Origin of the sequence: Chryseobacterium sp. CY350 (assembly GCF_027945075.1) — a bacterium.
In the GTDB taxonomy this organism is placed as follows: domain Bacteria; phylum Bacteroidota; class Bacteroidia; order Flavobacteriales; family Weeksellaceae; genus Chryseobacterium.
This window is the reverse complement of the sequence record NZ_CP116034.1, coordinates 2,961,586-2,974,021: the sequence shown is the minus strand read 5'-3', so window position 1 is coordinate 2,974,021 and position 12,436 is coordinate 2,961,586. Positions and strand designations below refer to the sequence as shown.

The window sequence follows — 12,436 nt, the reverse complement described above, 5'->3', positions numbered from 1 at the left end:
GAATTTGGAAATAATTTAAACGAAATGAATAATTAAAATATATTAGTTATGTCACAATCGTACGAATCTATTTTTGAAAACAATAAAAAATGGGTAGAATCTAAAATCGAGAAAGATCCTGCATTCTTTGAAGAGCTGTCAAAGACTCAAAACCCTGATTACCTGTACATCGGATGTTCAGACAGTCGTGTAACTGCGGAAGAACTGATGGGAACTGAGCCGGGTGAAGTTTTTGTTACTAGAAACATTGCTAATGTGGTTAATACTTTAGACATGAGTTCTACTGCGGTAATACAATACGCTGTAGAACATCTGAAGGTAAAACACATCATTGTATGCGGCCATTATAACTGCGGTGGAGTAAAAGCAGCAATGACGCCTCAGGATATGGGATTGCTAAATCCTTGGTTGAGAAACATCCGTGATGTATACAGAACTCACCAAGCTGAGCTGGATGCTTTGGAAGAAGGAAATAAACGCTATGACAGACTTGTTGAGCTGAATGTGCAAGAGCAGTGCATCAACGTTATAAAGATGGCCTGCGTGCAGGAAAGATATATTTTAGAAGAATATCCTGTAGTACATGGCTGGGTATTCGATTTAAGAACTGGTAAGATTATCGATCTTGAGATTGATTTTGAAAAAATATTAAAAGACATCCAGAAAATCTACAACCTTACAAGTTCAGACTGGGTGATGGGCAGAAAGACCAATTAATCTTTCTAAATTTTTAATAGAATGAAATTCTGGAGTATTATTACATTGATGTTTGTCCTCAACTTTACGGCTTTGCCCAGCATTGCTGCTATTGCTGATTGGGATATCATTCAGACCAATGTAATCGTCAACGAAGAAGAAACTCATTCTCATTACTCCTCACTATTTTCAGTGTACGAAAAAACGCTTCCAAAAACTTTGGATGTTTTCGATTATCTTAAATTTTTCGAACCTTCGATTGAAGGTTCATCCTATACGATCATTGATGATGATTTTCATCTATCACCCTTATTGAGCATATTCTCGCCTCCTCCCGAAGCCTGATTTCTTTATTTCTATTATTCATATCACTCACGATCATGAATATTTCTACATTACATTAATCTTCAGTCATTTTTGGTTGATTTTTAATCGATCACTCATTTACATCAACGTATTTTTCAATAGTCATGAAAAAATCAAAATCACTCTTTGGATTAATCCAGGAGAATTTCCCGTCGGGTCTAGTCGTATTTTTAGTTGCACTTCCCCTCTGTTTAGGAATCGCTTTAGCATCAGGAGCACCGCCTCTTTCCGGTATTATTTCCGGTATTATTGGTGGCTTGGTCATCGGCTCGATCAGTAATTCAAACATTTCGGTATCAGGACCTGCAGCGGGATTAACAGCGATTGTTTTAACAGCAATTACAGATCTTGGCGCATTTGAACTTTTTCTTTGCGCTGGTCTTATCGCCGGTATTTTACAGCTTATCTTAGGATTTGTGAGAGCGGGAAGCATTTCAAATTACTTTCCTAATAATGTGATTGAAGGGATGCTTGCCGCAATTGGTATTATTATTATTCTAAAACAGATCCCTCACGCTTTGGGATTCGATAAAGATTATGAAGGTCACGAATCTATATTTGATAAAGGTTTAAACTTTGGATATTTTACAGAATTATTCGGAGCTATACATTCAGGTGCAGTGGTTATAACTCTAGTTTCCGTTGCAATTCTTTTGGCTTGGGACAAAGTTCCTGCTTTAAAGAGAATCAAAATGCTTCCGGGAGCTCTTGTCGCAGTCGTTGCGGGGATTTTACTTAATGAAGCTTTTAAGATCAGCGGAAGTTCCTTAGCTATTGGAGCTACCCATCTAGTTTCATTACCAGTTCCGCAGAATTTTGAAGATTTCAAAAACCTCATTACGATGCCGGATTTTAATGGATTTACCAATCCTAAAGTTTGGATCGCGGGAGCCACCATCGCAATTGTAGCTTCCATCGAGACTCTACTCTGTATCGAAGCATCTGACCGATTAGATATCCAGAGAAGAATAACAGATACCAATCTTGAGTTAAAAGCGCAGGGAATCGGGAATTTGGTAAGTTCAATGATTGGCGGACTTCCGATGACATCAGTAGTGGTGAGAAGTTCTGCAAATGCCAATGCCGGAGCAACTTCGAAAGCATCAGCAATGATACACGGTTTTCTGTTGCTGGTATGCGTACTTTCTATTCCTTTTTTATTAAATTTAATTCCACTTGCAACTTTGGCAGCGGTATTACTTTTGGTAGGATATAAATTGGCAAAACCTGCGACATTCAAACATTTTTGGCATCTTGGTAAATTTCAGTTTATTCCGTTCGTGGCAACTGTTGTCGCTATTGTAGCAACAGATTTGCTGAAAGGCGTAGGAATTGGTCTTGCAATCTCAGTTTTCTATATTCTTCAGGGAAACATGAAGCGTGCCTATTACCTTAGCAGAGAAAGGTTAAATGATGCAGACGGAATTTCAATTAAACTTGCCGAAGAAGTTTCTTTTCTGAATAAAGCCGCCATCAAGAAAACGCTGAAAAATATTAAACCCAACTCTACCGTAATTATTGATGCAACGACAACATCATATATCGCGACCGATGTTTTGGAAATGATTCAGGATTTTGCAAATATCAGAGCAAAAGAAGAAGATATTAATGTAGAACTCATGGGTTTTAAAACCTCATACAGAGATTACGAAACCGATGAGGAATCTCACGTAATCATTACGCACAAAAGAGCGATGTAACAACAAATAATTCAATAAAAATAATTAACAAAAAAATAAATTCATATGAAAGCACATACTTCTGAAACGCAATCAACAATAACTCCTGAAAAAGCACTGGAATTTTTAAAAGAAGGAAATCAAAGATTTGTAGGCAATCTAAAAGCAAACAGAGATCTTCTCGAACAGGTAAATGCTACACGAGAAGGACAATGGCCTTTCGCCGTTGTTCTGAGCTGCATAGACAGCCGTACTTCTGCCGAATTGATCTTTGACCAGGGATTGGGTGATGTTTTCAGTATCAGAATTGCAGGAAATTTCGTCAACCAGGATATTTTAGGCTCAATGGAATTTGGCTGTAATGTGGCAGGTTCTAAACTTGTAGTCGTTTTGGGACATACGAAATGCGGAGCTTTAAAGGGCGGACTTGACGCAGCGAAAATTGAGGGAATGGGAATGGATAATCTTAATCATCTGATTGACCACTTCGACCCGATCATCAAAACGATCATCAACGACGGCGAAGAACGTTCGTCGGCAAACGCTGATCTTTTGGAAAGATTAAATCAACATAATGTAAAAAATGCAATCGATGATATCCGTAAGCAAAGTTCAACGCTGAAAAGACTTGAAGAAGAAGGAAAAATCAAGATTGTTGGCGCCAACTACGACGTTGAAACCGGTGTTGTAACCTGGTTATAAAATAATTTTCTCTTTATTGAAAATCCGTTGGGAGGCTAGCTTCCAACGGATTTTCATTTTAAATCATAAGTTTCTGCAGAGTTTATTTTCCGTTAAAAGCTGACATCGTGTTTCCTATTCCTGCAAAAACGAATGACAGGCAAGCTTTAGAGAATTTTTCTATTCTTTCACTTAATTTTTCAGTTTCTTCAATATTCCATGTTCCGAGCACGTAATCAACCTGTCGGCCTTCAGAAAATTCAGCGGAAATTCCAAAACGCAGTCTCGCATAGTTTTGCGTTTGCAAACTCTCCTGAATACTTTTTAATCCGTTATGACCGGCATCAGAACCCTTCATCTTCATTCTCAAAGTTCCGAAAGGCAACGCGAGATCATCAGTAACAATCAACACATTTTCTAACGGAATATTTTCTTTCTGCATCCAGAATTTCACCGCATTACCTGATAAATTCATATACGTATCCGGCTTTAGTACAAAAACTTTTCTGCCTTTGTATTTTCCTTCCGCCATCCATCCGAAATTAGTCGTATTAAAAGGTGCCTCTATACTTTCAGCTATTTTTTCCGCAACCTTGAAACCTATATTGTGTCGTGTATTTTCGTATTCCGGACCTTTATTACCAAGACCTACAATTAAATATTTCATGAGAAATTTTTTGCAAAATTAAGAGATATAAAATAAAAAAACTCAATCCGGTGAAGAATTGAGTTTAAATATTGTTGATAAGATTTTACAAAGGCTTGTAAATATAATTTACAGCAAAACCTTGGGTCATATAAGTCTGTGCATCATATCTGTACGCAGTTGAGAAGATCACCGGAGTTGGGATCGCAGGCGTAAGATCTGTAATAGAGATTCTTTTCGGGCTGTTAGGAGACAGCATCCATGATCTGTTGTCACCATAATCAGTTGATAAAATTGTAGAAACTTTATACGCAAACGGAAGAAGTGTATAAGGATTGATCTGAGAATCATGATTCAAAAACTCATAAGCATATCTTTCTGTTGGCGGATTATTAACTCCTGCAGTGATTGTACCGTAATTTCTTTCAGCTTTTGATACATTATCACCCAAATACGTATAGGTAGTTTTAGAATAATCTTTGTAAACAAAAGGAGCTCCTACTACATCAGGACCGTTTTTCATATTGATAACATCTAGTTTACCTGTGGTAGAACTGTATGTAAGATCGTATAAAACTTTTACTTTAGAATCCAGAGCATAAGGTCCCGGAATAGTGGTACCTGGTGCCGGTGCACCTCTTTTAAAAGTAGATCTGTTTTCTGAAATGATCGTCAATCTTCCTAAATTGCCATAAGTGAATAGTTGCGTGTAAACAATACTGTCTTCATCAAGATCTCCGTCGCCGTCATTATCCAAATGACCTTTGAAATCAATCTGACTGATCTTATCACCGCTCCACATAATATTTGCGGCAGAATATTTATCTGTGATTACTCTTGATAAAAGCAAACCATTATAACGGTATTCTGCTATAGTATCAGAATCTGTAATTTCTCTAAACAACGCTCGCGGACCATTGAATCCACTTGACTGGTTTAAATCAAGAAGCGGATCTCCTTCTTCATTAACCAAATCTTTACAAGAATGAATAGAAGAAATACCTGCTATAAGTAAAATAAAATAGAAAAGTTTTTTCATTTCCGAAGGGATTATTTATTTTTTCACAAATATAATTTTTTTTTGAATAAAAAGCACCTTTTTATTTATATTCTCGCTAAAGTAATAACAAAAATGTCTTTATAAAGCCTTATAAATATACTTCTTAGCCTGGGACTGATCAGAAGTCGGGTAATTCATTGAATCGTAGAGATAAGTAAGACCACTTGCCACAATTGGTGTAGAACCATACTGAATACTAAAACTTGTAAGATTATTATTTGATAATTGCGAAAAATTAAGAGGGTGTACCAAACTCCAGATTACAAAGAATGTTTTCGGTAAAGTGGTGTAAGGATTAATCTTGGTATCATAAGTTGAAAAGTTATATGTTGTAGTCATTGCGCTAGACATATCAGGAACACCTGAATCACTGGTAAGCCCTGTTTCCGATACCATTTTGGTAATATTATCTCCTGTGTTCGTAATATTATAATTGGTAAAATGTGTATAGGTGGTACCATTCTTCTTCTTTTCTACAATTTTTGTCATCTTCCCAGAACCGTCATAGGTATAAGCATATTCACTATTATACGTTACCAGCGTTCCTAAAGTTGCACTACAAGTCGTATTATTTATTTTACCATTAGAATCGTAGGTAATATTAAAATCGTATCCCAAATTATTTGCTGGGACAGCACCATTGATTTCCTGGCCAATTTTAACTTTCGATATTTTACCAGAAGTATACGTCACATTTGCTATTACAAATGAATTTGGTGCGCTATCTTCTCTATAAATAGCCTTCTGTAAAACGTTTCCATTGGTTACGAACTCTTCAGTAGTCGAATTATTTGCAGTTATTTTATGTAAAATTCTTGGTCCTGTAATGGTGGGACCAGTCGTTCCGCCTCCAGTTCCACCAGAATTATTGTTATTATTATTTTGATTAATGGGATCTGCGGTTGTATTGTCGCATGAGAACATTAGACAAAGAAGCAGCGCTGATGCTCCTTTCAATAGATTTCTGATCATAGAGTTTAGTTTTTTATCTAGCAAATATAATTAATTTTCAATACGAGTAGACTTATTTTAAATATTTAACAAAAAAAATCTAAAAACTTTCGCTTTTAGATTTTGATTCTAGACAAATACTGAAAATTTAAAAATAAACAAATTTGATTTAAATATCAAGAATAGACTTAAGCAAAACATTTACCTCATCTACATTCTGAACGCCGTCTTTTCTCATCATCAACTGATTTCCTTCTTTACCAGCTTTTTCTTTCAGCTGCGCTTTAGCAGGATTTTGAGTTAAATATGTAATGATATGCCTGAATTTATCAGTCTGATAAAATTTGTCCTGAGGATTGTTCGGGAAATAGCCTAAGAAAATTCCGTTTTTCATGACGATTTTTTCGAAGCCAATAGCTGCAGCCAGCCATTTCAAGGCAACACTTTTCAATAAATTGATTGCTTCAGAAGGTAAAGCTCCGAAACGATCCGTCAGTTCGGATTCAAATTTCTGAAGATCAGTTTCATTAGCAATCTCAGCTAATTTTTGGTAAAGCAACAATCTTTCTTCTGTGCTTGAAATATAAGAATCAGGCAACATCAGCTCTAGATCTGTATCAATATTGACTTCTTTTACTGTTTTAAATAATTTCTGACGGTCTGCTTCATTTTCAAATAAATTTTCAAAATCTTTATCGTCTTTTAATTCTTCCAAAGCTTCCTGCATCATTTTCTGATAGGTTTCAAAGCCCATTTCATTAATGAATCCGCTTTGTTCGCCTCCTAGTAAATCTCCTGCACCACGAATTTCCAGATCTTTCATCGCAATCTGAAAACCGCTTCCCAAATCTGAAAACTGCTCAATCGCTTCCAGTCTTTTTCTAGCATCAGAAGTTACCATATCCAGCGGCGGCGTAATCAGATAACAGAAAGCTTTTCTATTGCTTCGCCCAACGCGACCTCTCATCTGGTGAAGATCTGCCATCCCAAAACGTTGCGCATCATTGATAAACATGGTATTCGCGTTCGGTACATCTACTCCACTTTCGACGATGGTTGTTGCAACCAAAACGTCATATTTTCCTTCCATAAAATCGAGAACGTTTCTTTCAAGCTGTTTGCCTTCCATTTGTCCGTGACCGGTAATCACTCTCGCATCCGGAACCAGTCTTTGAATCAAACCGGCAATATCTTTTAAATTTTCAACTCTATTGTTGATAAAATAAACCTGTCCGTCACGTTGCAATTCATAAGAAACTGCATCACGAATAATTTCTTCACTAAAACCAACCATGTGAGTTTCCACAGGCTGCCTGTTTGGTGGTGGCGTTTTAATTACTGATAGATCTCTCGCAGCCATCAGTGAAAACTGTAAAGTTCTCGGAATCGGTGTTGCAGTGAGAGTCAGCGTATCAATATTTGATTTTAAAGTTTTTAATTTATCTTTTACCGCAACTCCGAATTTATGTTCTTCATCAATAATCAATAAGCCTAAATCTTTAAATTTAACTTTTTCAGAAGCTAATTGATGCGTTCCGATGACGATATCTACTTTTCCGTCTTTTAAACCTGCGATTGTTTCAGATTTCTGTTTTGCGGTTCTGAATCTGTTTAAATAAGAAATATTCACCGGAAAATCTTTCAGTCGGTCTTTAAAACTTCGGTAATGCTGAAATGCCAGAATCGTAGTAGGAACCAGAATCGCAACCTGTTTTCCGTCTGTTGCAGCTTTGAAAGCAGCACGAATGGCAACCTCCGTTTTACCAAAACCTACGTCACCGCAAACCAAACGGTCCATCACAGTTTCAGCTTCCATGTCATTTTTTACATCGATGGTAGCTTTTTCCTGATCGGGCGTATCTTCATAGATAAAACTTGCTTCCAACTCATTCTGAAGATAAGAATCCGGAGTGTAGGCAAATCCCTTGGCCGTTTTTCTTTCTGCGTATAATTTAATCAAATCAAAAGCAATCTGCTTGACTTTGGCTTTTGTTTTCTGTTTTAATGATTTCCATGCAGGCGAACCGAGTTTGCTCAAAACAACTTCTTTTCCGTCCGGACCGTTGTATTTTGAAATTTTATGTAAAGAATGAATGCTTACATATAATAAGTCTCCGTTTTTATAAGTTAATTTAAAACATTCCTGAATTTTCCCGTCATTATTCACTTTTACCAATCCCATGAATTTTCCGATTCCATGGTCGATATGAGCGATATAATCTCCAACTTTTAAAGACATTAAATCCTTCAGAGTCAGTTGTTCAGATTTCGCAAATGTATTTTTGGCTTTATATCTTTGGTAACGGTCAAAAATCTGGTGGTCTGTGTAAACCAGGATTTTATGATCGGCATCCACAAAACCTTCGTGAAGTTCTGATTTAAAACTTTTGAATGAAATTTTGGAAAGACCAGACTGAGAAAAGTCGATATCTTCAAAAATAGATTCTAATCTTTCTTTCTGTTTGTCGGTCGCAAAAGAAATCCATGTATCAAAACCCTGTTGCTGTTTTTCGTCAAGATCTTCAATAAGTAGTTCAAAATTTTTATGAAAAGAAGGTTGTTGTGTCTGATTGAGCTGCAATGTTTCAGAACCTGAGATCTCTAAAGCTTGTGAACTGAAATCTATAGTTTTAAATTTTTTATAATCAAATAAAAATTCTTCATCAGAAATAAAAAGTTCCTGTGGAGTTCTGTGAGAAATATCCTTGCTTAAAGTATCATATTTCTCCAAAGATTTCTCGTAAAAACTTCTGACTTTATTTAAACCTACAACCGCATTTTTAGAAACAACAAAACTGTCTTTCGGCAAAAGTTCTAATAAAGAAACCCGACTTCCGGAAACAGAATAATTCATATTCGAAACCAGCTGAAAATCTTTTACTTTATCTACAGAAAGCTGATTTTCAATATCAAAAGTTTTAATATTTTCCACTTCATTTCCAAAGAAAGTAATTCTGTAAGGTTTTTCGTTAGAATAAGAAAACACATCCACAATACCTCCACGCACAGAAAATTCTCCCGGCTCGGAAACAAAATCGGTCTGCTGAAACTGATAATGCGAAAGCAGTTCGTCTACAAAATCAAAATCAAGCTGGTCGCCGACTTTTATATGATGAGAAATGGCTTTAAAATCTTCTTTCTTTAAAACTTTTTCAGACAAAGCAGCGGTGTAGGCGACAATGATTTTAGGAGACTTTTCAGAATTTATTTTATTTAAAACATCGGTTCTTAAAACGAGATTGGCATTTTGCGTTTTCTCAACCTGATAAGGCTCAAGATGTGTTGCCGGAAAATACAGAACTTTATCTTTCCCCAGCAAGTCTTCCATTTCTGTATTAATATATAATGCTTCCTCTTTATCATCTACAAGAAAAAGAATCGTCTTTTTAAAGGTAAGAAAAAGCTCGGCAGTAAAAATAGAAACCGAAGAACCAGCGCTTCCTTTTACAGAAAGATGCTGATGATTTTCGAGCTGCGCAAAAAGTTCTTTCCCAAACTCTTTCCTGAGAAGATCAGGCAAAAAACTCTCTTTGATGGTTTTTAATTGCATAAATATAATATAGATATAAACGACAAAAGCGATTTCGGGAGAATTCCGAAACCGTTTTAGCATTACAAAGATAATGCTATTTTTCTTTACACTAAATTGAAAAAGTAAAATCAGAAATTATCAACAATAAAACATTATAAATCACAATTTTTCATTAAAAAAGTCAAAAAAAGTTAAAAACAAATCATTTTTACGTGTGCGGCACAATGTTTGAAAAGTCTTTTCCCATAAACCGAAATATTAAATATTATGAAAAATGTAATCAAAATTTTAGGCGTTTTTATGCTAGTAATGTTCACGGCATTCTCATTCACTTCATGCAGCGATGATGACGATCCGGCAAACAATGATTTCTTTGCAGGAACTTACAAAGGAAGTATTTCTTACAACGACGGATCTACTACAAATTCAACTGACAACGGAGAAGTTTTTGTAACGAAAATCGCAAGTGGAACAAAGTATAACTTTGCATTCTCAAACAGTATTCCTGATTTAAATGGAGTTGAATTTGAGCAGCAAGGAGACAACGTTTTGGTAAGTGTAGGTTCTAGCGCAACTTCTTACATCAGAATCGACAACAATACATTGAAGATTTTGTACGCAAAAGACGGTAAAATCTGGACAGCAAACTGTACAAGATAACAAACTATTCACGCATATCTGAAACCTGTTTCTCTTTTGGGAAACAGGTTTTTTTTAGCACAAAACTGTTTAATATTTTTTTAATGAGTGATAAACTTTAGTTAAGTCTGCAAAAATCGATTTTCATACCGAGATTTTACATAAATTTACTTCAACAAAAAACAATAAATATCAACGCATGAAAAAATTTCTTACTGCAATGTCAATCGTTTTAGGATTGGGATTTGCAACCGCTCAACAAGCAGTTCCGGCAGCTAAATCTACTGTAAGACAAACTACTAAAACCGTGAAAGCTGTAAAACAGGAAGCAGCAAAACCTTCTGTCAAAATGAAAAAAGATGGTACACCAGACAAAAGATTTAAAGAAAATCAAAAATTAAAAAAAGATGGAACGCCAGACAAAAGGTATAAAGTGAACAAATAATCAACATTAAAAAATGTTGTCTTTTCATAATCAAATTTCGAAGAACCGATGAATTTATTCGTCGGTTTTTTATGTTTTAATTGTTAGGCTATATTTAAATTAAGTATAATTTCAAACTAAAATTTTCATTTAATAAAACAAATTGGAAATGTAGAAATCACTATTTAACTTCAAAATATTTCTCACAATTCTATACTTATTTATAAATTTGAAACATGTTACACTTCTTCAAAAAAAATATTGCACTGATCTGGGCCAAAAAGCATGTAAAAAAAGCTGAAAATTTTAAGCAAAATGCAGAAAAAAATCAGGAAAAACTGCTTTTATCAATGGTGAAAACTGCCGAGAAGACACTTTTTGGGAGGGAGCATCAGTTTGAAAACATCAGCTCCATCGAAGAATATCAGAAAAACGTACAAATTACTGACTATGAAGATCTTAAACCTTACATTGAAAAAGTAAAAAAAGGTCAACGCAATATTCTCTGGACAGAAACTCCGGAATATTTTGCCAAAACTTCAGGCACAACTTCAGGTTCTAAATATATTCCGATCTCAAAAGAAGGAATGCCTTTTCAGGTTGCAGGCGCGCAAAGTGCTTTATTTCATTACATTGCAAAAAAAGGAAACGCTGAATTTGTGAATGGAAAAATGATTTTCCTGCAGGGAAGTCCGGAATTGGAAGAAGTTTTCGGAATAAAAACCGGCAGACTTTCCGGAATAGTTGCGCATCATATTCCTAATTATCTTCAAAAGAACCGTTTGCCAAGCTGGGAAACTAATCTGATAGAAGACTGGGAAGCCAAAGTTGATAAAATCGTGGAAGAAACGGAGACAGAAAATATGACTTTGATTTCCGGAATTCCACCTTGGTTGATCATGTATTTTGAAAAATTGATTGAGAAAAACGGCAAGAAAATAAAACAGCTTTTTCCAAACCTTCAATTGATCGTAACTGGCGGCGTGAATTACGAACCCTATCGCGAAAAAATGGAAGAACTTTTAGGCGGAAAAGTTGATATTGTACAAACTTTTCCGGCTTCGGAAGGTTTTTTTGCATTTCAGGATGATTATAACAAGGAAGGACTTTTGCTATTGACCAATCATGGAATTTTTTATGAATTTGTACCGCTGGAAGAATACGGAAAACCCAATTCCCGAAGACTGACTTTAAAGGAAATTGAAGTTAATAAAGATTATGCATTGATTTTAACAACCAATTCAGGATTGTGGGCATACTCAATCGGTGATGTTGTGAGATTCATCGATAAAAATCCGCACAGAATTTTGGTAAGCGGAAGAACAAAACATTTTACCTCAGCTTTTGGTGAGCATGTGATTGCTTTTGAGGTTGAAGAAGCAATGAAAGCTACGGTTGAAAAATTTCCTGCGCAGATTACAGAATTTCATCTCGCTCCGGAAGTAAATCCTTCAGAAGGTTTGCCTTATCACGAGTGGTTTATAGAATTTGAGAAAGAGCCTGAAAATTTAGACCTGTTTAAAAACGAATTAAATGATCAGTTGAGAAAACGCAATACTTATTATGATGATTTGATTTCGGGAAATATTCTTCAGAATTTGAAAATAAGCAGAGTTTCTAAAAACGCATTTCAGGAATATGCAAAATCTGAAGGCAAACTGGGCGGTCAGAATAAAATTCCGAGATTGGCCAATGACAGAAAAATTGCGGATATTTTATCGAAAAACGTGATCTGAATCTTTTATTTGACCTCGAACAAAAA

General features: G+C 35.5%; 11 protein-coding genes. 7 read left to right on the top strand and 4 right to left on the bottom strand.

Annotated elements, in window-relative coordinates; translation table 11 throughout:
* The first annotated feature begins 48 nt into the window (after positions 1 to 48).
* From PGH12_RS13825 to PGH12_RS13810, 4 genes are all read left to right on the top strand, one after another.
* Positions 49 to 717 carry a carbonic anhydrase gene (locus PGH12_RS13825; protein WP_267596301.1) on the top strand — a complete coding sequence of 223 codons (669 nt, stop codon included), beginning with the start codon at positions 49 to 51 and terminating at the stop codon, positions 715 to 717.
* A 21-nt stretch (positions 718 to 738) separates the two neighbouring features.
* The gene (locus PGH12_RS13820) at positions 739 to 1,041 is read left to right on the top strand and encodes a hypothetical protein (protein WP_267596302.1); all 303 of its coding nucleotides are present in this window, start codon (positions 739 to 741) and stop codon (positions 1,039 to 1,041) included.
* Positions 1,042 to 1,166: 125 nt separating this feature from the next.
* Positions 1,167 to 2,762, top strand: coding sequence for a SulP family inorganic anion transporter (locus PGH12_RS13815; RefSeq protein ID WP_267596303.1), 1,596 nt, complete (start codon positions 1,167 to 1,169; stop codon positions 2,760 to 2,762).
* Positions 2,763 to 2,807: 45 nt separating this feature from the next.
* Positions 2,808 to 3,443, top strand: coding sequence for a carbonic anhydrase family protein (locus tag PGH12_RS13810; RefSeq protein WP_267596304.1), 636 nt, complete (start codon positions 2,808 to 2,810; stop codon positions 3,441 to 3,443).
* An 82-nt stretch (positions 3,444 to 3,525) separates the two neighbouring features.
* Here the strand turns inward: PGH12_RS13810 and pth are convergent, their stop codons facing one another.
* The 4 genes from pth to mfd form a co-directional block, all read right to left on the bottom strand.
* Positions 3,526 to 4,089, bottom strand: coding sequence for an aminoacyl-tRNA hydrolase (gene pth, locus PGH12_RS13805; RefSeq protein WP_267596305.1), 564 nt, complete (start codon positions 4,087 to 4,089; stop codon positions 3,526 to 3,528).
* A gap of 85 nt (positions 4,090 to 4,174) precedes the next feature.
* Entirely contained in the window at positions 4,175 to 5,107 is a 933-nt protein-coding gene (locus tag PGH12_RS13800; RefSeq protein WP_267596306.1) for a hypothetical protein, read from the bottom strand.
* Positions 5,108 to 5,206: 99 nt separating this feature from the next.
* Positions 5,207 to 6,100 carry a hypothetical protein gene (locus tag PGH12_RS13795; RefSeq protein ID WP_267596307.1) on the bottom strand — a complete coding sequence of 298 codons (894 nt, stop codon included), beginning with the start codon at positions 6,098 to 6,100 and terminating at the stop codon, positions 5,207 to 5,209.
* Positions 6,101 to 6,248: 148 nt separating this feature from the next.
* Positions 6,249 to 9,629 (bottom strand): transcription-repair coupling factor, encoded by a 3,381-nt coding sequence (gene mfd / locus PGH12_RS13790; protein ID WP_267596308.1) that lies wholly within the window; start codon positions 9,627 to 9,629, stop codon positions 6,249 to 6,251.
* A gap of 249 nt (positions 9,630 to 9,878) precedes the next feature.
* Here mfd and PGH12_RS13785 point away from each other — a divergent pair, with 249 nt between their 5' ends.
* From PGH12_RS13785 to PGH12_RS13775, 3 genes are all read left to right on the top strand, one after another.
* Complete coding sequence (locus PGH12_RS13785) at positions 9,879 to 10,271, top strand: hypothetical protein (RefSeq protein WP_267596309.1); 393 nt, start codon at positions 9,879 to 9,881, stop codon at positions 10,269 to 10,271.
* A gap of 178 nt (positions 10,272 to 10,449) precedes the next feature.
* The gene (locus PGH12_RS13780; protein ID WP_267596310.1) at positions 10,450 to 10,695 is read left to right on the top strand and encodes a hypothetical protein; all 246 of its coding nucleotides are present in this window, start codon (positions 10,450 to 10,452) and stop codon (positions 10,693 to 10,695) included.
* Positions 10,696 to 10,910: 215 nt separating this feature from the next.
* The gene (locus PGH12_RS13775) at positions 10,911 to 12,410 is read left to right on the top strand and encodes a GH3 auxin-responsive promoter family protein (RefSeq protein ID WP_267596311.1); all 1,500 of its coding nucleotides are present in this window, start codon (positions 10,911 to 10,913) and stop codon (positions 12,408 to 12,410) included.
* The last annotated feature ends 26 nt before the right edge of the window (positions 12,411 to 12,436 follow it).